Source organism: Mycobacterium sp. ST-F2 (assembly GCF_001905655.1).
Classification (GTDB): domain Bacteria; phylum Actinomycetota; class Actinomycetes; order Mycobacteriales; family Mycobacteriaceae; genus Mycobacterium.
Window position 1 is genome coordinate 38,603 of the sequence record NZ_JMHT01000016.1, and the last position, 22,912, is coordinate 61,514.

Consider the following 22,912-nt stretch of genomic DNA (forward strand, 5'->3'; position numbering starts at 1 on the left):
CTCGGCCGGGACGCCCCGTAGCCCGCCCGGGGCAAATCGGGCACGAGCCCCGGCGGCGCGCCAACGCGATTGCTGCGGCCGCCCCGACAGCAGCCGGCCGCGACATCGACTGGTGTCCACATGGTGAGACAACATCTGGGACCGGCCGTCCCGGGCAATGCCGGCAACCGTCCCTGCGGGCGCAGCGGAGCACGACCGCCGACGCCGGCCGACGCTTCGCCAAGTATCTTGGACCGGCGGTGGAACGCACCGAAGTGTCAGGCTGGTCAGGGGTTGCGGGTGCAAGAGAATGCGGCGCTGTCGGCCGCCGAGTTGCTCGAACTCAACCGTGACGTTCAGGGCTCGCGCGCGGTCCGGCTGCTGGCCACCAACAATCTCGGCGTCTACGCCACATTGATGGAGCGGCACCTCAGTGACGGCATGATCGCCGAGACCGATCTGGTGGTCCGGCTGGAACGCGACCTGGCGACGCTCGGCGAGACCGACGACCAGCTCGGACAGTCGGGCCTGGCCCTGATCAAGTCGTGGGCCAGCCAGGGCTGGGTGCACCGGGTGACCGAGACGCGCGCCGGCGCGGAACGCAACGTCTGTTATCTGACGCAGGACGCCCGTCGCGCCCTCGACTTCGTGCGCGGCATGCGCCGCGGCGACAGCATCGCCACCGGCGGCTCGATTGCCGGCATCGCGTCCCGCATGCGCCAGATCGCCACCCGTGCCGGCAATGACCCCGACCGCATCCGGGCCGGCATCGAAGCCGAGATCGCCGCGCTGCACCGCGAGCTCGACGAGCTGGAGGCCGGCCTGCGCCCCGAGCCCGACGTCACCGACATGTACGACGAAGCCCGCGCCATCGCGCTGCAGATGGAACGGCTGATCACCGACATCGGCCTCTACGGCACCATGATCGAGCAGGCCACGCAGGCGCTGGACGATCCGATCGACACCAACATCGAGTACCGCGACCGGCAGCGCCAGATGTACGCCGACTACCAGGCGGCATGGGATTCGGCGGGCCGCGATTCGCATCGGGCGTTCCTGCGGATGATCAACGACCCCGACCAGCGCGCCGAATTCGAGACCGACATCGCCACCGTGGCGTCGGCGCTCCCCGAGCTGGACCCGGCGCTGCGCAAGGTGATGGCCGGGTTCTTCGAGTTGATCGGCCACCAGATCGACGAGGTCGAACGCATCCAGCAGCGCTGCGCGCAGCGGGTCAAGCGGTTCACCGCGTTCGGCACCATGGAGTCCAGCCGTGGTGTGGCCCGTCAGCTCAACGAGGCCATCGGCGCCGCCCGGACACTGCTGAAGTCGTCCCTCACCGATTCCCGGCTGGACATCGAGGTCCCCCTGGCCCGGCACGCGATCAGCTCGATCGGCGCGCTGAGTTTCAAGATCGGCGACCTGTCGGCACCCAAGCCCGCGGAAGCGGCGCAGGGCGACGTCGACCTGTCCACCTTCGCGGCCCTGACCACCCAGGTCGACGCACCGGCGATGTCCGAGATGCTCAACGCCGCGGTCGCGCGACGGCCGGTGTCACTCGCCGAGGCCGTCTCCTTGCTCGATTCGGCGTACCTGGGCCACGTCATCGTGTTGTGGTCTTGGGCCCTCAAACAACCCGCAGGACCGGGTGTCGCGGGCGACGACACCATGTCGGTGCGCTTCCGGTCGCTCGACGGCCGGGACCGCGAGATCGAGGTGCCCTATCTGATGTTCACCGAGCCTGTTGCCGTGGCGGGAGCCCTTCATGACTGACTCACCCATCGATTTCGCCTCGCTGCCCGAGGTCGACAGCACCAGCCGCGCGGTGCAGCAGCGTCGTCCACGCTTCGACGGCGACGTCAGCGCCATGCCGGACCGGGCCTGCTGGGCATTGCAGCACCTGCTGACCCGCCGCTACATCAGCAGCGAGTCCGATCGCGACATCTACAGCTGGATCCTGGAGTACCGCAACGAATTGTCGGTGCGGTTGTCCGAACTCGATCTGCAGTTGCGCATCTCCGAGGGCGTCGACATCGCGTTCATCGAGCAGGCCCGTTACGAGTCGGCCAAGGGCATCAAGCTGTTGCGCCGCGAGCCCCTGGGCACCTATGACTCGATCCTGGCACTGCACCTGGCGCAGCTGATGCGCGCCGGCGGCGACCAGAGCTTCCTCATCACCCGCGACGAGATGCACGGCATGTTCAGCGGTGTGCTGAACGAAACCGACCGTGACGCAGTCACGTTCACGGCCCGGATCGACGCGGCCATCGCGCGCCTCACCGGTCTCGACATCCTGCGCCGTAGCCGTGACGACGAGGACAGCTACACCGTGAGCCCCGTCATCACGGCGGTGATGACGGCCTCGGTGATCACCGAGCTGCAGCAGCAGTTCGAACAACTCACCGGCGGAGGTACTGAAGCCGATGTCTGAGCAGTTCCATCTGTCCCGGCTCCAGATCATCAACTGGGGCGTGTTCGACGGTTATCACAGCATCCCGTTCAGCGCCGGCGGCTCACTGGTCGCGGGCGGCTCCGGCAGCGGTAAATCGTCACTGCTGGACGCGATTTCGCTCGGCTTCCTGCCGTTCAACCGGCGCAACTTCAACGCGTCCGGCGACAACACCGCGGCCGGCTCGAGCGCGGGCCGACGCACCGTCGACAAGTACGTCCGCGGCGCCTGGGGCCAGCGCAGCGAAGCCGGCACCAGCCAGGTGATGTACCTGCGCGGCGAAGGCACCACCTGGTCCGCGGTCGCGGTGACCTACACCAGCAACACCGGCCGCACCATAACGGGCCTGGTGCTCAAATGGCTGACCGGAGAATCGCGTTCGGATTCGTCGAGCCGGTTCGTCATCGGCGACGGCGACCTGGACATCGAGGACGTCTGCAACCGGTGGGCTGCGGGGCGGTTCGATGCCGGCGTGTTCAAGGGTGACGGCTGGCGGTTCACGACCAAGGTCGAGTCGCAGTACCTGGCGCAGCTGTATGCCTCGATCGGTATCCGCGCGTCGGATGCTGCACAGCAGCTGCTCGGCAAGGCCAAGTCGCTGAAAAGCGTTGGTGGGCTTGAGCAGTTCGTCCGCGAGTTCATGCTGGATGAACCGGACAGCCTGGCCCGGCTGCCCGAGGCGCTCAAGCAGATCGATCCGCTCGTCGAGGCCCGGGAACTGCTCGCGGTGGCTCAGCGCAAGCGCAAGATCCTCGGTGACATCGAGGCCATCCAGGTGCGTTACGCCTCCGAGTCGACCGACCTCGGCATCATCGACCTGGTCGACCTGCCGATGGTGCGGGCCTATACCGATCATGTGCGGCTGCGGCACTGCCCCGCGGAGATCGAGACGCTCGATGCGACCATCGACCAGCTGGAGAACGAGAACGCCGATCTGACGCGGCAGCTGAATCTGGCCAAGGCCGAAGGTGATTCGCTCAACGCCCAGATCAACGGCGCATCGGCGAACGTCGGCCCGCTGCAGGCCCAGGTCAACGCCGCCGAAGCGCAGGCCGACGACGTGGCCCGGCGGCGCGCGGCCTACGAGGAGATGGTCGCGGCTCTCGGCGTCGAGGTGCCCGATACGGCCGACGAATTCTGGAACCTGCGCGAGGAGCTCACCCGGCAGGCCACCGAGATGCTGGGCAAGCTCGAGTGGGGGCGCGATGCGTCCACCGACGCGGAGTACGCACAGAAGTCGGCGCGGATCCTGCGCGACAACGCGGCCAAGGAACTCAAGCGCGTCGAGCACGTCGGCTCTGCGCTGCCCGAGTCCGCTGTGACTATGCGGGACCACATCTGCGCGGGTGTCGGTATCGACCCCGCCGAACTGCCCTATGTCGCCGAACTTTTCGACTTGCAGCCCGAGCACTCCCGCTGGCGGCTCGCGGTGGAGAAGGTGCTGCGCGGGGTGGGCCTGCGGCTGCTGGTGCCGGATCAGCACTACGCCAAGGTGCTGCGGTTCGTCAACGAGACCAACATGCGCGGACGGCTGGCGCTGCACCACGTGCGGGCCGGCGCCTCGGGACGCGAGGCCGAGCCGAACACGTTGGCGGGCAAGCTGTTCCTGGTCAAGCCGAAGCATCCCTGCGCCGCCGAGGCCGCCGATGTGATCGCCGCGGCCGGTGACCACATCTGCGTGGACACGCCCGACGTGTTCGTGCGCTTCCGCCGCGCCGTCACGGACACGGGCCTGTACAAGGACTCCGACCGGCTGGCCATCAAGGACGACCGGCGTCCGATCAAGCCTTCCGAGTACATCTATCAGGGTGACATCGGCGCCAAGCTGGAAGCGCTGCACGCCGAACTCACCGAGGCCGAGGAGGCCTTCAGCTCCGCCCGCCGGGCGGCGGATGAGATTGCCGCACAACGGCAGCGCTGGCGGGACCGGGCGGCGGCATGTAAGGCCGTCTACGAGCAGTTCCCGCAGTGGAGCCAGATCGACACCGACACCGCCGAGGGCCATGCCGATCGGCTGCGCGAGCAGTACGAGCTGCTGTTGGCCGACCACCCCGACATCGAGGCACTGTCGGCGCGCGCCGAGGAGTGCTGGGTCGACATCCAGACCCTGATGACCCGGCGCGGTGCGATCCAGACCCGGCGCGACGATCTCGACGCCCGCCGGACCAAGCTGATGGATCTGCAGGACCGGCTCTCCCCCGCCGCGGTGTCGGAGCAGGCCACAGATCTGTTGCGCCGCTATGCCGCTGAGGTCCCGGTGCCGCTGGAACTGCTGAACCCCGAGCCGCACCGCGAGGCACTGTTCGCGGCCATCCGCCGCGAACGCGACCAGCTCACCGAGAGCCGCCGGCGCTCCTACGAGGAGCTGTCGCGCATCGTCGCGACGTTCGACGCCTCGTTCCCGGATGCGATTCCGAACGACTCGGACGACTTCGACGAGCGCATCTACGACTACGTGGCGGTCTGCCGTCACATCGACGAGCGCGAGCTGCCCGACGCCTACGACCGCATGATGCGCCTGATCACCGAGCAGGCGCCCGATGCGATCCTGACACTGCACCGCGTCGCCGAACAGGAGACCCGGCGGATCAGCGAGCAGATCGAGCGCGTCAACACCGGTTTGGGCGCGGTGGAGTTCAACCGCGGCACCCGGCTGACGTTGCGCGCCAACCCGCGCAGCATGGCCGCCGTCTCCGAGCTGACCGACATCGTCAAGGCCATCTCCCGGCGCATTGCCGAGGTCGGCCTGGGCGACAAGAAGGCGATCCTCGAGCAGTACGCCGACATCCTGCGGTTGCGAAACCGGTTGGCGGGCAACAATCCCGAGGACCGTGCCTGGACCCGCGATGCGCTCGACGTGCGGAACCGGTTCACGTTCGACTGCGCCGAGTGGGACGTCGCCAGCGGCGAACTGATCCGCACGCACAGCAACGCCGGTGACAACTCCGGTGGCGAGCAGGAGAAGCTGATGGCCTTCTGCCTGGCCGGGGCGCTCAGCTTCAACCTGGCCAATCCCGAAAGCGGCGACAACAAACCGGTTTTCGCGCAGCTGATGCTCGATGAGGCGTTCTCGAAGTCCGACCCGCAGTTCGCCTCGCAGGCATTGCAGGCGTTCCGTAAGTTCGGCTTCCAGCTGGTGATCGTCGCGACGGTGCAGAACGCCACCACCATTCAGCCGTACATCGACGGCGTGGTGATGGTGTCCAAGTCCGAGGCCACCGGCCGCAACGCCCGACCGGTCGCGAACGTCGCCACCAAGACCATCACCGACTTCACCGCCCTACGTCGGGAACTGAAAGTCCCCGAGCCTGTCTGATCGGAGCGTCATGCGTATCGCCACCTGGAACGTCAACTCCATCCGCACCCGGGTCGACCGGGTGACGGACTGGCTGTCCCGCGCGGACGTGGACGTGCTCGCCATGCAGGAGACCAAGTGCAAGGACGAGCAGTTCCCGACGATGCCGTTCGCGGCACTCGGTTACGAGGTGGCGCACGTCGGGCACAGCCAGTGGAACGGCGTGGCGATCGCGTCCCGCGTCGGAATCGAGGACGTGCAGATCGGTTTCGACGGCCAGCCGCAGTGGCAGGACGCCGACGAGGCGCGCGCCATCGGCGCCACCTGCGGCGGGGTTCGGCTGTGGAGCCTGTACGTGCCCAACGGCCGGACGCTGGAAGACCCGCACCTGCCCTACAAGCTGAAATGGCTTTCCGCCCTGCGGGATACCGCGACGGGCTGGCTGGCCGACGATCCGTCGTTGCCGTTGGCCCTGATGGGCGACTGGAACATCGCGCCGACCGATGAGGACGTCTGGGACATGGCGGTGTTCGCGAACTCGACGCACGTCTCCGAGCCGGAGCGCGCGGCGTTCCGCGCCATCAACGACGCCGGCTTCGCGGACGTGGTCCGCCCGTTCACCCCGGGTCCGGGCGTCTACACCTACTGGGACTACACGCAGCTGCGGTTCCCCAAGAAGCAGGGCATGCGCATCGACTTCGTGCTGGGCTCACCGAAATTCGCGGCGCGCGTCACGCACGGCGAGATCGTCCGCGAGGAACGAAAAGGCAAGCAGCCCAGTGATCACGCGCCGGTGCTGGTGGAGTTGGCACAGTGAGCGCGGTCATTCACGCCACCGAGCCGGCCAGCCTGCGCGCGCGCATCATTCACTTCTTCGCGTCATTGCTGTTGGCCCGCATCCTGATTCGCGCGCTGACCACGGCGGAGTACGAGGCGACGTCACAGCGGATCGTGCGGGTGGGACGCAATGTCAACAAGTTGGCCAGCCTGCAGCGTCGTCGGCCACCGCGCGGCTTCCGGCTGGTCGCCGAAAACTGGAGCGGCCTGCCGGTCGAATGGGTGTCGCCGTCAGACCTCGACGCGCCCATCACCGACGGGGTCATCCTGTATTTCCACGGCGGCGGGTTCGTCCTCGGCGATCTGAACACCCACCTGCGCGCCGTCGCGGCGCTCTCGCGCGTCACGCGATTGCCGTTGGTACACATCGAATATCGGCAGTACCCCGAGGTCGACCTGGAGACGACCATCCAGGACTGCCTGAGCGCTTACCGCCACCTGCTGAGTCTGGGCGTCGATCCGGCCAAGGTGGTCCTCGCCGGCGACTCGGCCGGCGGATTCCTGGCGTTCGCGACCGCGCAGCAGGCGCCGAAGCACGGGCTCCCGAGTCCCGCAGGCGTGGTCGGCATTTCGCCTCTGCTGGAATTGGACAACGCCGCACGCACTGCGCATTCGACCGCGGCGACGGATGTCTTCGGGATCGCCGCCGGCTTCCCGGTCATCACCGAACGCATCTGTCCCGCCGGCAATCTCGACGAATTGGAGCCGGTTTCCGGTCCGATGGATTCGATGCCACCGTCGCTGATCGTCGCCTCCGAGACGGAGTCACTGTTGTGCGACGCCGAGCGGATGCAGGACAAACTGCACGAGGCCGGACGCAAGTGCGAGGTCGCGGCCTGGCCCAGTCAGGTCCACGCGTTCCCGGCCATATTCCCCGGACTGCCCGAGAGCCGCCGGGCCTACGCGCGCATGGCCGGTTTCATCGCCGACTGCCTGGCGGGCACGGCCCCGGCAAAGTCCGCCTAATTCAGGTGCTGCTCCACCGACTCGACAAGCGCCGCCTCGACACGGCGTAGCGGCACGTCCGACTTGGTTGCCTGCGCCATGACGATGGCACCCTCCACCGCGGCGACCGTCAGCGTCGCCTGGCGAGCGGCGTCATCGGCTGACAACCCCGCGGTTTCGAGCCCGGCGGCGATTCGACGCTCCCAGTCCAGGAAGACCTCACCGGCGGCGTCGGCGGCCGCCGGCGCCTCGCTGCGGCCGAGTGCCGCAGCCACGATCGGGCAGCCCACCTCGAAGTCACCGCTGGCCAGGTTCGCAATCCACATCTCGATGAAGGCCCGGACCGCCCCGACCGGGCCTCGTTCCCCGATCAGTTGGTCGATGCCCTCGGCCAGCGTGTTGCCGGCCGTCACGGTCGCATCGGCGACGAGTTCCGCCTTGCCGCCCGGGAAATTCAGGTAGAGCGAACGGCGCGCGGCACCACTGCGTTCGAGTAACTGGCTGAGCCCCGTCGCTGCGACGCCCTGGCGCCGAATCAGATCGATGGCTGTGACTACGAGCCGATCGCGGGCACTCATGTGACGTAACTCCCTGTCTTTCAGCATTGTTTGTACACCAGTCGGTCTACTAGCGTCTGCCTCCAATAGTAGACCGAACGGTGTAGTTCTGGTCTCGAATCGGAGGGGATCCGGGTGGGACACAACAGCAGGTTTTTCGCCGCCACCAGCCGTTTCTGTGCCAAATGGGCATGGCTCGTCATCGGCTTCTGGGTAGCGCTCGCCGGAATCCTCAACATCGCCATCCCCCAGCTCGAGCAGACCGTCGCCGAGCATTCCGCGCCGTTCATGCCGGCGAACATCAAGGCCGCGCAGACGCTGCGCGAGATGTCCGACGCCTTCGGCGTCCCGCGGTCCTCGGCCGTCGGCAGCGTCGTGCTGGTCGACGAGAAGGGCATCAATGCGGCCGACGAAGCCCTCTACCGCGACATCGTGGCCACCTTGCAGCGCGACACCACCAACGTCGCCTACGTGCTCGACACCTACGACAATCCGCAGCTGCGCGACATCGCGCTGAGCCCCGACCACAAGGCGATCAACCTCGTCCTGGCCGGCACCGGCGCCGTCGGGTCCACCAAGGCACACAAGAACACCATCGCGATCCGCGACCAGCTGCACGCCCTACCCAAGCCGCCCGGAGTCGGGGTTTATCTCACCGGGCCGTCACCAACATTGGCTGATCTTTTCAGCGCCATGGACTTTTCGCTGCTGATCATCACCGCGGTGTCTGTCCTGCTGATCACGCTGGTGCTGCTGATGGTCTATCGGTCGCTGGCCACGGCCATGGTGCCGTTGCTGACCATCGGCATCGCACTCGGCGTGGCCCGCCCGATCGTGTCCCTGCTGGGTATGGCTGGGGTACTTACCGTTTCGAACTTCACCATCTCGCTGATGACCGCGATGCTGCTCGGCGCCGCCACCGACTACGCGATCTTCATCCTGGCCGGCTATCACGAAGCCCGGCGTAGCCAGGTGCCCGTCATCGACGCGATAGCGCAAGCCGGACAGCGGGTTTCGGGCATCCCGATCGCCTCGATGCTGACCATCGCGGCGGCCGCCACAGCCATGGGATTCACCGAACTCGGCATGTTCAAGGCCGCCGGCCCACCGATCGCCATCGCGATCGTCGTCGGACTAGCCGTCTCGATGTCCCTGCCCTACGCCCTGCTGTCGCTCCTCGGCAAGCGCGGACTGGCCGAACCGCGCCCCCTCAACGACCGCCGCTGGCGCCGCATCGGATCCACCATGATCCGCCGGTCGGGTGTACTGGTTGCCGCGTCGCTGGTGCTGTTGCTCAGTGCCGCAATGGTTCTGACCACGTTCCGGGTGAACTTCGACGAGAACGCCATGCAGCTCGACGACACCGAGAGCTCCCTCGGTTACGAGAAGACCTACGCCCACTGGGGTGTCAACGAGGCGGCACCGGAATACCTGATCGTCTCGGCCGACCATGACATGCGGAACACCGACGATCTGGCCGCGCTCGACCGTGTCGCGGGCCGCCTCGCCGGGATGGCCGAGATCGCCTACGTCCGATCGATGACCCGGCCGGCCGGAAAGCAGTTGCCGCAGACCACCATCGGCTACCAGGCCGGGATTGTGGCCGACCGGCTCGGCGATGCCAAGAACCAGGTCAACAAGGCGGTTCCCGACATTCACCGGCTGGACTCCGGTGCGGCCCAGCTGCGCGACGGCGCCGCCTCCGCGGTGACCCAGATTCCCCAATTGGTTTCGGGTATCAGGCAGGTGACCGGGCTGGCCCATCAGGTGCTCGACGGGTACCAGGCCGCCGGCGCCGGGCTGTCCACGCTCACCGACGGCACGGTGGACGTCCGTTCGGCGTTGGCCGATCTGAGTTCCTCCACCGGCTTGCTCGACGCAGCATTGCAGGCCATCGACGGCAACGCGCAGGTCGCCGATGCCGGCCGGCTGGTGAGTTCGGCGCTCGGCTCCGCGCTGGATCCGCAACCCGGCCCCGACTGCCTCATGAACCCGGTGTGCAGCCGAGCCCGCGCGGACATCGCCGACCTCGACGCCATCTCCAACGGCGCGGTCAGCCGCGCGCTGCTGCAGGCCCAGCGACTCTCCGCGGTCCCGCAGGTGACCGTCGAGAAGGTGCGGGCCGCCGAGCCGGCCATCCGAAATGCGTTGGCCACGTTGCAGAAGATGGTGTCGAACCTGCCCGGTGGTTCGCCGGCCCAGGCCCGCACCCAGTTGGCCGAACTCGTGCGCGGCGCGGACCAGCTCAGCGCCGGGATGAACCGGCTCGCTGTCGGGCTCGACCAGGTCAAGGGCGGCGTGGACCAGGTGGTCACCATGTCAGGGCGCCTCACCGACGGGCTCGGCCAGGCGACGGATTACCTGACGACCTTGAGCACGCACACCGGCGACGGCCCGGCATCGGGCTTCTACCTTCCGCCGCAAGGCTTTTCCGACCCGGCCTTCCGGGCCGCGCAGGATCTGCTGTTCGCGCCCGACGGCAAGACCGCGCGGATGCTCGTCATCTGGAAGATCAACCCGTACAGTGCCCAGGCCCTCGACGCCTCCCGCGCGCTGGCGCCGGCGGCGACCGAGGCCGCAGCCGGAACCTCTTTGCAGACAGCACGTTTCGCCAGCACCGGCCTGGCGTCGCTGTCGGCAGACATGCGCGACCAGGTGTGGCATGACTTCGCCGTCTACGGCATCGTCGCGATCCTCGGTGTGCTGCTGGTGTTGATCGCGCTGTTGCGCAGCATCGCCGCGCCGGTGTTCATGGTCGCGGTCGTGACGTTGTCGTTCGCCGCCGCTTCCGGATTCAGCGTCTTGGTGTGGCAGCACATCATCGGGGTCGACATCGACTGGTCGGTGTTCCCGGTGTCCTTCATGGCGCTCATCGCCGTCGGCGCGGACTACAGCATGCTGTTCGCCGCCCGCATCCGCGAAGAGTCGGGTGACGGCATGATCCGCGGCATCATGCGCAGCTTCGGCAGCACCGGCAGCGTCATCACCACTGCCGGCATCGTCTTCGCGCTCACCATGTTCGCGCTGATGACCGGGCGGGTGATCAACCTGCTGCAGATCGGGTTCACCATCGGCATCGGCCTGCTGATCGACATCACGCTGGTCCGCACCGTGCTGGTGCCCGCCGCGATGGCCATGATCGGCAACCGCATCTGGTGGCCGAGCAAGCCGGCCGCGCACCCGTAGGGAATCGTCGACGATTAGATGGGCTCGGCGGTTCCGGCCGTGCCCATCCCGACTCGGGCTGCCGGGGTCTCTGTCGGCGCTGCGATCCTCGACGGTTAGTTGGACTTGGTAGCGCTTGCCGATCGGCACCTGACACCCGCAGTCCGCGCGGCGATCGTCAACGGTTAGGTCGCCTAACCACTGTCGGTCGCCTGACTAGCGCGGGTCCGGGATGGTCGGCGGCGCGTCCCGTCGGCGCCGTCTGCGTGTGTCGGGTGGCTAGTCGATCTAACCGTCGACGATCCCCTTCCCGTCGTTCCCACGGCGCCCGGCCGGATCCAATCTGGCTGCGGCCCTTCTATTTAGCTGCCCTAACCGTCGCCGATGGGTCGCGTCCGCGGCCCCCGATTCGTGTCGGTGGGCAGGTATACATTCGAACGTATGAGCGAATCAAATGGTGATCCCCACGCCGCGGCCGCGGCGGTCGACGCGATCACCCTGGCCACCCGGCAAGAGAACGCCGCCGGCGCCCGCCGCCTGGGGGCGATCGGTGACCTGTGGGCGCTGCGGGCCCCCGACGACGACATCGAGAAACGGTATTGGGCGATCGACGGCTATGCCGGGCTGGTCGTCGAGGTCGCCGCCGCATTGGGGATATCCCGTAAGCGGGCCCAAGCCCAGGTGGACCGGGCGGTGACGCTCCGCACCCGCCTGCCGAAGGTGGCGGCCATCTACGCCAACGGCCTGATCGATGCGGTGATGGTCGCCATGATCGTCGCCCGCACCGACCTGATCATCGACGACGACGTCGCCGGGCAGGTCGATGCCGACCTGGCCGCCAAGATCGTGGCCTGGGGCCGGTTGTCGAAACCGAAAATGGAACAACGCATCGACGCCATCATCGCCGCGTCCGACCAGGCCGGGGTCCACCAACCCAAACCCCCGTCGCAGGCCCGCTACCTCGACATCCGCGCCTGCGGCCCCGGCGCAGCCAGCATCTGCGGCACGATAGACGCGGCGACCGCCGCCGTGCTCGACGCCGCCATCGACGACCTCGCCAAGAGTGTGTGCCGCAACGATCCGCGCTCCCATGATCAGCGCCGCGCCGCCGCCATCGACGCCCTCGCCCGCGGGCAGCGGCTGGCCTGCCAATGCGACAACCCGGACTGCCCCGCCGCCGCGGCCGCCATGGGGGAACCGCCGGCCGCGACCGTCGGCACCCGCGCCGTCATCTACGTGATCGCCGGCCCCAAAACCCTCGCCGGCCAAGCCCCGGGGTTCCTGCCCGGATACGGGCAGATCCCCGCCGAGCAGGTCGCCCGGCTCGCCGAGGGGGCGACCATCCGCGAGGTCGAGATTCCGCCGGATGCGGCCGAGCCCCGCTACCGTCCGTCGGCCAAGCTGGCGGAGTTCGTGCGCTGCCGAGACCTGACCTGCCGATTCCCCGGCTGCGACCGGCCCGCGCAAGCCTGCGACCTCGACCACACCGTCCCGTACCCGGCCGGGCCGACGCACCCGTCAGACCTCAAATGCCTGTGCCGGTTCCACCACCTACTCAAAACGTTCCACGGCTGGACCGACCACCAATACCCCGACGGCACCGTCGTCTGGGTCGCCCCCACCGGACACACCTACATCACCAAACCCGAAGGCGCCCACTGGTACCCACAACTGGCCACACCCACCGGAACACCCACAATCACCGAACAACCACCACGCACCCCCGGGCGCGGGCACTGCATGCCCAAACGCAAACGCACCCGCGCCCAAGAACGCCAACAACTCATCAACGAAGCCCGCATGATCAACGAAGAACGCATCGCCAGCGAAGAATGGCACCGATACCGCGAACTCGAAATGGCCCACGCCGCAGAGGAATGGGATGAACCCGCACCATTCTGAGCACCGAAAGGCAGCCGCTCACAATGGGTTTCACTGTCGTCTACTACGCCGAGTGCTACGGGCACCCCAGGAACTGGCATGTCGCGTTGGTGTTCTCGCCCGCGACGGTGCGGTAGTGGGGGTGGCCGCCGTACCAGCCGTCTTCGGCGGTCATACCGACGACCTGGGGCGGCATTCCACGGTGTACCAAGTTGTACTTATGGCAGGTCGTCCAGTCCCAGTCGACCTCGGTGAAGCCTCCGGGGACCGGCTGGCCCGGACACCAGGTGCCCGAGGAGGGCTCTGCCTGGGCAGTGCCGGCGCTCAATCCGAAAGCGGCCAGACTCATCCCGCCGGACAACAGTGCCGCCGCGGCCAGTCGTGCGATTCGTCGCGTCATGTGAACTCACCTGTCTCTGCTGCTGATTGGTGAAGGAAGCATGCAGCCCGACGCTTGGCAGATTCTTGGCTTGCACCCGCGAGCAGCCGAACACGACCCGGCACCGGTCCAGTCCCGGGTCGGTTCGGCTCCTGTGCCTAAACCAGTTCCGGCACCCGCAGGTGAGCGAAGGCCACATCGAATTCGGCCTCGTCCAGTTCGGCCGCGCCGGTTTCCTTCATGCGCATCTGCTTCATCGTGCGCGCGCCATCCCGGTTGCGCTCCATGGCTTCTCGGCTGTCGAACGTCGTGCAGGCCACGCCGCGTCCGGTGTTCCGATTGACAAGCAGGCTGGTGCTGCAGAAGCCCTCGAGCGCCTCACTGTCGGGGACGATGTTCATCTTGAAATGCTCGATGGCGGCGTCGGCATGAGCCGGATCGACATGCCCCCACGTGACGCGTGCACATGCGCCCTCGGGCATCTGGCGAGCGCGGTGCAATATCGCGATGTCCCACTCGTCGACGGTCGGGGCGCCGCCACTGAACATCTGGGTCGCCTTTTCGCGAATCGGCCGAACCTGCTCGGCGACAGCGTTCATCGCGTCCTGGGACTCCCACGCGGTCACCACGATGCACCGGCCGGACTCCCGGTCTGTGAGCAGCGACATGCCGACGAACCCGTCGAGACCTTGGAGTTGGGGCATCACTTCATCGCGGAGGTGAGCCACTCCCGAGTCGATAGCCGAGGGTTGTGCGTTGATAGTGGTAGAGCGTGCGTACACGGCCCACCCCCTCTATATCGGGGCGGCGCCCCAGCGGCGCCGCCGGTCCACCGATATACGTTCCTCCGATGTTCGGCGGGTGGCAATAGCCGATCGACACGGGTCTCGATATTGACGAGTGAGGACGAATTCCGTTCTGCGAGAACAGGAATTGACGACTAGCTTCGTTTTACGCCGGGAAGCCGGTCGACGAGCCAACCCAGCCGGGCCACCGTGGTATCGAGCGGCTCCACGACTTCGGCGAGCCGCTTCAGGCTCGGCAGGGTCGCCGCGATGGAGTTGGCACCGTGGGCGATCTTCTCGGCAGACGTGTCGATGCCGGCCGCGGCCTCGGTCAACGTGGTGATCTGGCTGGCGATCAGTTCGGCGTGCCTGTCGATGCCCGCTGCGCTCTCGCTCAGGGCGGCGATGTTGTCGGCGATGAACTGCGCGGATTTCCGGAGTTCGGCGACATCGTCCATCAATGCGAACACCGCTTGGACGAGGGTCTTCGGCCCGCGCTTCCGTTTGCCGGAGGAAGCCTCAGCTCCGTCTGCCTGCGCCATGACTCACGCCTTCCGTTCGACAGGAGCCCCCTTGTCCTTGGCCTCCTGCTGGTACTGCCGCAGCTCGGCTCGCACCGCTTCATCTAACGCGCGGTCAAGGCTAGCGTGGGCAGAACGGCGGGATACACGGCGCATGGCATCGATCAGATCGGCGGCCCAGGCAAGTTCGACGTCGTTGCTGGGGTACCAGCCCGTCCCCCGCTGCCGGACCACCTCGGTGTGCCCGGCCCGCGTCATGGCCCGGGCCGCTTCGTCGAGCTTCTTGTCCACCGCCGTGGTGGTCTTGAGGATCGCCGCCAACGGCATCCCGCGGGAGATGAGCCTGGCGAAGTCGTCGATAACCCGCCGGTCAGGCACCAGATAGGCATCCTTGTCGTCCGTCGGCTCGATGATCCGGCCGGCGACGAGCCGTCGCAGCGTCGCGCCGTCGAGCCGGCCGAGCTGCATCTCGAGCTCCTGGCGCGTCATGGTCTGCGCCTCGGGGTTCGACCACGGCGAGATCACCAGCTCCTCGAGCTCGGCGAGGTCCAGCACCTCGACGAGCCCCTCACCGCGCTGCAGGCCGGTGAGGAACTTCAGGATGTGCTTGACGGTGAAGCCCTCGCTGAGCAGCCGGACGATCGCCTGCAACTGGCTCAGGTGCCGATCGGTGTAGATCGCGACCCGGCCCCGGCGCTGGGGCCGGGGCAGCAGGCCGTTCTCCTGGTAGACGCGGACGTTCCGGGTTGTCGTCCCCGCTTCGCGCGCGAGGTCGTCGATCCGGTACTCAGCCACCAGCGGATTCTATGCGGTCAGGACCGACGCACCGCTGGTCTGTTCAGCAGTGATCTTGAAGTCGTGCAGATTGACCGCCTTCAGCTGGTTGACGTACTGGGTGGCGAACCCGGGGAACATCGTCGCGTTGAAGCCGTCCTCGGTGAGGTACCAGCTCTGGCAGCCCGAGTTCCACGTGGTGGACTGCAGCCGCTGCTGGATGTCCTCGTTGTAGCGGGCCTGCACCTCGGGCCGCACGTCGAGCGACTTCCACCCGAACTGCAGCAGTTTGGAGATCGCCTCGACGATGTAGTCGATCTGCGCCTCCATGTAGACCAGCGCCGAGCTGTGGCCCGGGCCCGAGTTGGGTCCGAAGGTGAAATACAGGTTGGGGTAACCGGATACCGCGACACTGCGGTAGGCGTACGCGCCCCGGCTCCATTCCGCGGCGAGTTCGCGGCCATCGATACCGATGACGGGGAACGGGGTGCCGGCCTTGGACACCTCGAAACCGGTGGCGAACACGATGGCGTCGAACTGGTGCTCGATGCCTTCGACAGTCCGGATTCCCTTGGGCGACAACCGGGCAATGGGCCAGGTGACGAGCTTGCAGTTGTCGGCCTGCAGCGCCGGGTAGTAGTCGGCGGTCATCAGCAGCCGCTTGCACCCGGCGGAGAAGTCCGGGGTCAGCTGGCGGCGCAGCCACGGGTCCTTCACCTGCCGGCGCAGGTTCGCCAGGCTCAGGGCTTCGACGACCCGCGTGAACGGGCTGTCCCACACCACGCCGAGCGCCACCGACTCATGGCCCCAGAACCACGCTGAACGCATCAGCTTCTCGGCGAGCGGCACGTCCTTGTAGATCCGCTTCATCCAGCCGCTGGTGGCTCCGTTGATGCGGGGGATCACCCAGCCCGGCGTGCGCTGGAACACCTTGACCGACTTGGCGACCTTGATCAGTTCCGGGACGATCTGCACGCCGCTGGCGCCGGTACCGATGACGGCGACCTTCTTGCCGGTGAAGTCGTAGTCGTGATCCCAACGGGCGCTGTGGATCTTGTGGCCTTCGTAGGTCTCGATGCCCTCGATCTTGGGGAAGCTGGCGTTCGCCAGCGGCCCCGAGGCGACGATGACGGTACGTGCCTGCACCGGTTCACGACCCTCGAAGTTGACGGTCCACTCCCCCGCCACCTCGTCGTACTCCACACCGGTGACGTTGTGGCCGAACCGGATATGCGGGGCGATACCGAACGACTCGACCATGCTGTCGATGTACCCGAGGATCTCGTCGCTACCGGAGTAGGTGTGCGACCAGTCCGGGTTGGGCGCGAAGCTGTAGGAGTACAGGCGCGACGGAATGTCGCACGCCGCACCGGGATACGTGTTGTCACGCCAGGTGCCGCCGACGCGGGTGCCGCGTTCGAAGATCTCGAAATCGGTGATGCCCTGGTCTTTGAGCCGGATGGCGGCGCCGATGCCGGCGAAGCCGGCACCGATGATGGCTGTTGAGATGGTCATTCGTGAGTTCCTTTACGCGACCGGCTCATAGGTCAGCTCGTCCGACCACGTCGGCGTGTACTTCACCAGCGGCATCGGGATGGCGCCGGTGACCACCACCAGCGAATCGGCGAGCCAGTGGTACTTCGAGGTCCGGTCGATCACCTTTTTGGCATGCCACGAGATGAACCGGTACATGGGTACCCGGCGGGCGAAAGCGCTTCGCTCACCGACACTTTGGAACCGGCGCATCGCCTGGTACAGACGCTCCTCGTTGACACCCATGGCCACGATGTTGTCGCGCATCTTGTTGAGCAGGGGGAAGTAGCTCAGCGTGCCGACGATCAGCGCCGGGTTCATCCAGCTGCCGACGAAGTCGACGACCAGCTTGCGCATGTCGGCGTGGCCGAGGATGTCCATGACCTCGAAGTCGACCGCGAGGTGCCGCGACTCGTCGGAGTTGATGCGCTTGAAAACCTCCTGCGCCACCGGATCTTTGACCTCATCGGTGATGAATTTGATGAGTGCGCCGTCGAGAGCCACCTCCAGCATGGGGATGACGGTGCCGAGGATCGACAGCGACATGCCGTCGGAGAACTTGTCGAGCCAGGTGATCACCAGCTGCACATTGACGCTCGGCGGCGGGACCTCGTCGTTCTCGAGCATGCCCCAGCGCCGCATGAGGGCCAGCTCGGCATTGGCGTGCTTCTGCTCCTCGGCGTGGAAGTGCTCATAGATGCTCTTGAGCGTCGGGGTCGGGGCCTTCCGCGCCAGCGCGGCGAAGCCACGGGCGCCGACGTTCTCGATCCACATCAGATCGGTCATGAACGGCTTGAGCTTGGCCCACAGCTCGGGCTCGATCAGCTCGGCACCCGGTGCGTCCCAGTCGATGTCGGCCAGGGCCCACTGCTTGTCCTTGATGCGCTGCAGCATCTCGTCGAGATCCATTGCCATGATGGGTTCCTTTCAGTCCTTGGGAAGTACGCGTCCGAGTAGTCCGGCGCCGCGGACATACAGGGCGGGGAAGTGTCGTTTGAGGTGCCATATGACGGTGGCGTCGAGTTGCGGCACCACGTAGAGCCGGCCGCCGTCGTGCGCGTCCAGGGTGCGCGCGGCGACGTTGTCGGCGGACAAGCCGGTCCAGCGGGCCAGCTGCTGACTCAGGCTCATCGAGCTCGGGGTGATGCGGCCGTCGGTGAACACGTTGGTCTTCACGAAGGTCGGGCACAGCACGGTGACGGCGATGTCGGTGCCGTCGAGTTCGGCGGCGAGGGTTTCCGACAGTGACATCACGCCGGCCTTCGACACGTTGTAGGCCGCCATCGATGGCGCGGCGGCGAACCCGGCCGCCGAGGCCACGTTGATGATGCCGCCCCGGCCGGCTTCGCGCAGCAGCGGCGTGAAGACCTCACAGCCGTACACCACGCCCCACAGGTTGATGCCGAGCGCCCAGTCCCAGTCCTCGAAGCCGATGTCGCCCACCGGTTTTCCACCGATGCCGACGCCTGCGTTGTTGATCACCAGTGTCGGTGCGCCACCGAAGATGTCCTGCGCCTGCTTGGCCAGCAGCTCGATGGCGGTGCGATCGGCGACGTCGCACTGCACGGCGTGACCCTTGCCCGTCGGCAGCTGGTCGATCAGCGCCACGGTCTCCTTCGCCCGCTCCAGGCTGATGTCCGCGCAGATGATCTCGCCACCCCGCCGGGCGAGCTCGAGCGCGAACGACCGGCCGATGCCGCTGCCGGCGCCGGTGACCACCGCCTTCGCCTTGTCCGAGCGACGTTGCCCGCGAAAGACATTCAGGATCGTGTCGATGCCGATCATCAGCACACCTCTTCGAGCTCGTTGGATCGCTTGTAGGCATCGGCGATGAAGGCCGCGGCGCGGCGCAGTGCCGGGCCGGCTTCGGGCGCCAGATGCGGCAGGGCCTGGAACACGTGAACCATGCCGGGCCAGACCTCGAGCGTGCTGGCGCCACCGCCACGGCGGAGTTCGGCGTCGAGGTAGCGGGCGTCGGCGCGCAGCATCTCGAAACCACCGACCTGAATCAGCATGGGCGGCAACTGCTCTGCCTTGGCGAAGTCGAGCCGCAGGCGCGGATCGGCCAGGTTCTGGCCTTGCGTGTACAGCCCGACCATGCGCGCGGCCGCGGTGGCCGACATCGCTGGATCACGGTACGTCGCCTTCTCCTGTTCGAGCGCGAGCCCGAGCGTCACGTCGATCAACGGCGAGAACAGCACCACGCCCGCGGGCCGGAAGTCCGGGTCGCCGGCGTGCGCCAGCAGCATGTCGCAGGTCAGGTGACCGCCGGCGGAGTCGGCGCCCATCACGATGTCCGAGGCCGCATAGCCTTCCGCCAACAGCCACCGGTACCCGGCTTCGACGTCTTCGGCCGCCGTCGGGAAGCGGTGCTCGGGTGCCAGCCGGTAGTCCACCACGAACATCGGCAGTCCGGTCGCCTCCGACAACCGGGCCACCAGCTTGCGGTGGGTGCGTGCCGAGCAGATGACGTACGCGCTGCCGTGCACGTAGTAGCCGGCGCGGCGGCCGAACTCGACGCCCGGGCCGAGAACCCACTCGCCCCGCAGGTTCGGCGTGCGGACCGGGACGATCCTGGTGCCATCGGGCATCGAACCGAAGGTCTCCATGATGGTGGCGATCAGCCCGCGGCCGAACCAGACACCTGGGGTGTTCATCGGGATGACGCTGGTCAGATTGCCCAGGGTCCAGCGGGTCACCGTGGCCGAGAGCGCGGCGCGCAACGTTGCGCGCGTGGGTACTTCGGGCAACGTTGCCCGATCAGTTTCCGTCACGGCAACTAGATCATCATTAACTGTGCCATTTGTCAATGGCACAGTTAACGACGACAATCTGACCTGGTCCCACGACGGAAGGCATTTCCCATGACCGCATCGACAGCGTCCAGGTCGCACGAGTTGACCGTGGTCGAGGTGATCACCGAGACCCCCGACGCCGTGTCGCTGGTCCTGACGGCCGCGCACGACGCGCGTGACCAGTTCACCTACCAGGCCGGCCAGTTCCTGACCCTGCGCATCCCGGCACACGGCGGCGCGGTCTCGCGGTGCTATTCACTGTCGAGCAGTCCGGCCGCCGACGAGCACCTGAAGGTGACCGTCAAGCGCACCGCGGGCGGCCTCGCATCCAACTGGCTGTGCGACCATGCCGAGGCCGGTATGACACTGGAATCCCTCACGCCCGCAGGCGCTTTCACGGTCCGTCCGGCAGACAGCGAGCTGGTCTTCGTCGCCGCCGGCAGTGGCATCACCCCGGTCATCTCGATGATCCGCGCCGAACTGCTGCAGTCCGGCCGCCGGGTGACACTCGTCTACGCCAACCGCGACCGCGAGTCGGTCATCTTCGACGCCGAGTTGGCGGAACTGCTTGCGGCACATGCCGACCGGCTGACGGTCGCACACTGGCTCGAGTCGGAGTCCAGCCTGCCCACTCCGGCCGGCCTGCGCTCCTTGCTGCCCTCGACACCCGCAGCCGATACCGCCGCCTACCTGTGCGGCCCAGCCGCATTCATGGACGTGGCCGCGGCCGCCCTGCACGACGCCGGCGTCGCCTGTGAGCACGTGCACCGCGAGGTCTTCGTCTCACTGACCACGGATGCTTTCGCCGCGCCGGAGCCGGCGACCCGTTCGGCCGCAGCCTCCGACGCGGTGACCGCGACCGTCGAGATCGACGGCGATACCCACGAGATCAGCTGGCCCAAGAGCGAAGTGCTGCTCGACACCCTGCTGAGCCGAGGTATCGACGCACCCTACGCCTGCCGCGAAGGCAACTGCGGCGCCTGCGCGTACACGCTGCGCGAAGGCCAGGTGAGCATGCGGATCAACGACACCCTCGACGACTACGAACTCGGCATCGGCGTCCGGCTGGCGTGCCAGTCGATACCCGAATCCGACTATCTGACAGCTGTTTTCGACCGCTGACCGGCCGTCACGCCGCGTTGTCGGCGCCGGGCTCGGTGGCGTAGGTACCGGGGTTGAACATCGACGCCACCGCACCCAGCAGCATCATGACCGCCGCCGCGCCGAACACCACGACCAGGCCGGAGTGGAACGGCTCGGTGATGAGCTGCGGGAAGAAGCTCTGACCCGTCAGGGTGGCGGCATCGACGCCCGGCTGTTGCAGCGTGTGGAACGGAGCCAGCAGCTCGCCCACCGGGTTGTAGCCGAGGAAGGCCGCGAACAGGCTGCCCACCGGCGGCAGTTCGGCGACCTGCTGCGCGACGTCGGCCGAAACCCCTTGCTGCTGCAGGCCACTGGACAACGCGGTCGGCAAGGTGCCGGCCAGCCCGACGACCATGAGCGAGAAGAAGATACCGATCGACAGCGAGCTGCCGGCGTTGAAGAACGTCGACCGCACACCCGACGCCGCGCCGCGCTGCGCCGCCGGCACGCTGGACATGATGGCCGCGGTGTTCGGCGCGGTGAAGATACCGCCGCCGACGCCGTTGAGGAACACCAGCAGGGCGAATTCCCAGTACGCGAAATTGACCGGAATCAGCAGCAGCGCAACGAAGGTCACCGCCATCAGCAGCATGCCGCCGACCGCCAGTGGCCGCGCGCCGAAGCGGTCGGACAGGCTGCCGGCGACGGGTGCCGCAACCAGGAAGCCGATGGTCGCCGGCAGCAGGTAGATGCCCGCCCACAGCGGCGTCGATTCGAAGTCGTAGCCGTGCAACGGCAGCCAGATGCCCTGCAGCCAGATGATGAGCATGAATTGGAGGCCACCGCGGCCCACCGACGACAGCAGCCCGGCCAGGTTGCCCATGCCGAAGGTCGCCGACTTGAACAGCCGCATGTCGACCATCGGCGATTCGACCTTGAGCTCGATGAAGCAGAACGCGACCAACAGCAGCAGACCGACGCCGATGGAGCCGAGGACGGCGGGACTGCCCCAGCCCGTCGGCGAATTGCCGTACGGCTGAATGCCATACGTGATGCCCAGCAGCAGCACCGTCAGGCCCAGCCCGAATGTCACCGTGCCGGCCCAGTCGAGCTTGCCGGGCGACCGCGTGCCCAGCTCGCGCAGCGAGCGGTAGCTCCAGATGGTGCCGATCACGCCGATGGGGATCCCGACCCAGAACACGGCCTTCCACTCCCATTCGGAGAGGAACCCGCCGATCAGCAGACCGAGGAACGAGCCGGCCACCGCGGCCACCATGTTGACGCCGAGCGCCATGCCGCGCTGGTTGGCCGGGAAGGCGTCGGTCAGGATCGCCGACGATGACGCCATCAACATGGCGCCACCCACGCCCTGGATCACGCGCCACGCGATGAGCCAGACCGCGCCGCCACCGAGGTGGAACGGATCGAACGACAGCGCCACCGCCGCCAGGGTGAAGACCACGAAACCGAGGTTGTAGATCCGGACCCGGCCGTACATGTCACCGAGCCGGCCGAACGGCACCACCAGAACCGCGGTTACCACGAGGTAGCCCATCAGCATCCACAGGAGGTAGCTGACGTTGGTCGGTGCCAACGGGTTGAGGCCGATGCCCCGGAAGATGGCGGGCAGCGAGATCAGCACGATCGACGCGTTGATGGTGGCCAGCAGCGTGCCCAGCGTGGTGTTGGACAGGACGACCCACTTGTAGTGCGGGTGGTCGTGGTCCATCTGGACGCGGCGGCGCGCGGTTGCTGCGAGGGCGGTCTCGCTCTGCTCGGTGAGCTCGGTGTGAGTCGTCATCAGTCGGTGTTCGCTCCAATATCAGAAAAACATATGTTAGCTATACAAACGACCGCATGACAATTCGATTCCCAGGTCTCGACCGCTGGACGGAACGCCGCCGCTGCACCCTTGCCTTCCAGCACGGATCGAC

The 22,912-nt window shown here is 67.1% G+C and carries 18 protein-coding genes; 8 read left to right on the forward strand and 10 right to left on the reverse strand.

Annotated features, from left to right (window positions below):
- Positions 1-279 precede the first annotated feature (279 nt).
- From EB75_RS07085 to EB75_RS07105, 5 genes are read left to right on the forward strand one after another with little or no spacing between them, the layout of a single operon-like run.
- Positions 280-1,752, forward strand: a complete 1,473-nt coding sequence (locus tag EB75_RS07085; protein WP_174557638.1) for a DUF3375 domain-containing protein — start codon at positions 280-282, stop codon at positions 1,750-1,752.
- Positions 1,745-2,410, forward strand: a complete 666-nt coding sequence (locus tag EB75_RS07090) for a DUF4194 domain-containing protein (protein WP_061001375.1) — start codon at positions 1,745-1,747, stop codon at positions 2,408-2,410. Before EB75_RS07085 ends, EB75_RS07090 begins: the two co-directional genes overlap by 8 nt.
- Complete coding sequence (locus tag EB75_RS07095; protein WP_073694749.1) at positions 2,403-5,744, forward strand: ATP-binding protein; 3,342 nt, start codon at positions 2,403-2,405, stop codon at positions 5,742-5,744. Before EB75_RS07090 ends, EB75_RS07095 begins: the two co-directional genes overlap by 8 nt.
- Before the next feature lie 10 nt (positions 5,745-5,754).
- Positions 5,755-6,540: an exodeoxyribonuclease III gene (locus tag EB75_RS07100; protein WP_073694750.1), complete on the forward strand. Its 786-nt coding sequence runs from the start codon at positions 5,755-5,757 to the stop codon at positions 6,538-6,540.
- Entirely contained in the window at positions 6,537-7,526 is a 990-nt protein-coding gene (locus tag EB75_RS07105; protein ID WP_073694751.1) for an alpha/beta hydrolase, read from the forward strand. The genes EB75_RS07100 and EB75_RS07105 overlap by 4 nt, the downstream gene beginning before the upstream one ends.
- Here the strand turns inward: EB75_RS07105 and EB75_RS07110 are convergent.
- Positions 7,523-8,083, reverse strand: coding sequence for a TetR/AcrR family transcriptional regulator (locus EB75_RS07110; RefSeq protein WP_073694752.1), 561 nt, complete (start codon positions 8,081-8,083; stop codon positions 7,523-7,525). The genes EB75_RS07105 and EB75_RS07110 overlap by 4 nt on opposite strands.
- Before the next feature lie 114 nt (positions 8,084-8,197).
- Here EB75_RS07110 and EB75_RS07115 point away from each other — a divergent pair, with 114 nt between their 5' ends.
- Both EB75_RS07115 and EB75_RS07120 read left to right on the forward strand, forming a co-directional pair.
- A complete protein-coding gene (locus EB75_RS07115; RefSeq protein WP_073694753.1) occupies positions 8,198-11,248 on the forward strand; it encodes an MMPL family transporter in 3,051 nt (1,016 codons plus the stop codon).
- 420 nt (positions 11,249-11,668) lie between these two features.
- Positions 11,669-13,129, forward strand: coding sequence for an HNH endonuclease signature motif containing protein (locus EB75_RS07120; RefSeq protein ID WP_073694754.1), 1,461 nt, complete (start codon positions 11,669-11,671; stop codon positions 13,127-13,129).
- 55 nt (positions 13,130-13,184) lie between these two features.
- On the opposite strand, the gene EB75_RS07125 is transcribed toward EB75_RS07120, so the two are convergent.
- From EB75_RS07125 to EB75_RS07160, 8 genes are all read right to left on the reverse strand, one after another.
- Positions 13,185-13,508, reverse strand: a complete 324-nt coding sequence (locus EB75_RS07125) for a hypothetical protein (protein WP_073694755.1) — start codon at positions 13,506-13,508, stop codon at positions 13,185-13,187.
- A 137-nt stretch (positions 13,509-13,645) separates the two neighbouring features.
- Positions 13,646-14,269 carry a hypothetical protein gene (locus EB75_RS07130; protein ID WP_061004476.1) on the reverse strand — a complete coding sequence of 208 codons (624 nt, stop codon included), beginning with the start codon at positions 14,267-14,269 and terminating at the stop codon, positions 13,646-13,648.
- 158 nt (positions 14,270-14,427) lie between these two features.
- The gene (locus EB75_RS07135; RefSeq protein ID WP_061004475.1) at positions 14,428-14,814 is read right to left on the reverse strand and encodes a hypothetical protein; all 387 of its coding nucleotides are present in this window, start codon (positions 14,812-14,814) and stop codon (positions 14,428-14,430) included.
- A 3-nt stretch (positions 14,815-14,817) separates the two neighbouring features.
- On the reverse strand, positions 14,818-15,588 hold the full coding sequence (locus EB75_RS07140; RefSeq protein ID WP_073694756.1) for a MerR family transcriptional regulator: 771 nt from the start codon (positions 15,586-15,588) through the stop codon (positions 14,818-14,820).
- Positions 15,589-15,597: 9 nt separating this feature from the next.
- Complete coding sequence (locus EB75_RS07145) at positions 15,598-17,082, reverse strand: flavin-containing monooxygenase (RefSeq protein WP_073694757.1); 1,485 nt, start codon at positions 17,080-17,082, stop codon at positions 15,598-15,600.
- 12 nt (positions 17,083-17,094) lie between these two features.
- On the reverse strand, positions 17,095-18,015 hold the full coding sequence (locus EB75_RS07150) for a hypothetical protein (RefSeq protein ID WP_064860947.1): 921 nt from the start codon (positions 18,013-18,015) through the stop codon (positions 17,095-17,097).
- Positions 18,016-18,027: 12 nt separating this feature from the next.
- A complete protein-coding gene (locus tag EB75_RS07155; protein ID WP_133427845.1) occupies positions 18,028-18,885 on the reverse strand; it encodes an SDR family NAD(P)-dependent oxidoreductase in 858 nt (285 codons plus the stop codon).
- Complete coding sequence (locus tag EB75_RS07160; protein WP_073694758.1) at positions 18,885-19,874, reverse strand: alpha/beta hydrolase; 990 nt, start codon at positions 19,872-19,874, stop codon at positions 18,885-18,887. The genes EB75_RS07155 and EB75_RS07160 overlap by 1 nt, the downstream gene beginning before the upstream one ends.
- 90 nt (positions 19,875-19,964) lie before the next feature.
- On the opposite strand from EB75_RS07160, the gene EB75_RS07165 reads away from it, so the two are divergent.
- Complete coding sequence (locus EB75_RS07165) at positions 19,965-21,017, forward strand: ferredoxin--NADP reductase (protein ID WP_073694759.1); 1,053 nt, start codon at positions 19,965-19,967, stop codon at positions 21,015-21,017.
- Between the two features lie 7 nt (positions 21,018-21,024).
- Here the strand turns inward: EB75_RS07165 and EB75_RS07170 are convergent, their stop codons facing one another.
- A complete protein-coding gene (locus tag EB75_RS07170) occupies positions 21,025-22,779 on the reverse strand; it encodes an MFS transporter (protein WP_073694760.1) in 1,755 nt (584 codons plus the stop codon).
- Between the last annotated feature and the right edge of the window lie 133 nt (positions 22,780-22,912).

Excerpts from the sequence above, each read along its gene's own strand:
- EB75_RS07090 (WP_061001375.1), top strand. The coding sequence starts at position 1,745 with ATGACTGACTCACCCATCGATTTCGCCTCGCTGCCCGAGGTCGACAGC.
- EB75_RS07170 (WP_073694760.1), bottom strand. The coding sequence starts at position 22,779 with ATGACGACTCACACCGAGCTCACCGAGCAGAGCGAGACCGCCCTCGCA.
- EB75_RS07125 (WP_073694755.1), bottom strand. The coding sequence starts at position 13,508 with ATGACGCGACGAATCGCACGACTGGCCGCGGCGGCACTGTTGTCCGGC.
- EB75_RS07120 (WP_073694754.1), top strand. The coding sequence starts at position 11,669 with ATGAGCGAATCAAATGGTGATCCCCACGCCGCGGCCGCGGCGGTCGAC.
- EB75_RS07095 (WP_073694749.1), top strand. The coding sequence starts at position 2,403 with ATGTCTGAGCAGTTCCATCTGTCCCGGCTCCAGATCATCAACTGGGGC.
- EB75_RS07165 (WP_073694759.1), top strand. The coding sequence starts at position 19,965 with ATGACCGCATCGACAGCGTCCAGGTCGCACGAGTTGACCGTGGTCGAG.
- EB75_RS07155 (WP_133427845.1), bottom strand. The coding sequence starts at position 18,885 with ATGATCGGCATCGACACGATCCTGAATGTCTTTCGCGGGCAACGTCGC.
- EB75_RS07100 (WP_073694750.1), top strand. The coding sequence starts at position 5,755 with ATGCGTATCGCCACCTGGAACGTCAACTCCATCCGCACCCGGGTCGAC.
- EB75_RS07135 (WP_061004475.1), bottom strand. The coding sequence starts at position 14,814 with ATGGCGCAGGCAGACGGAGCTGAGGCTTCCTCCGGCAAACGGAAGCGC.
- EB75_RS07150 (WP_064860947.1), bottom strand. The coding sequence starts at position 18,015 with ATGGCAATGGATCTCGACGAGATGCTGCAGCGCATCAAGGACAAGCAG.
- EB75_RS07145 (WP_073694757.1), bottom strand. The coding sequence starts at position 17,082 with ATGACCATCTCAACAGCCATCATCGGTGCCGGCTTCGCCGGCATCGGC.
- EB75_RS07110 (WP_073694752.1), bottom strand. The coding sequence starts at position 8,083 with ATGAGTGCCCGCGATCGGCTCGTAGTCACAGCCATCGATCTGATTCGG.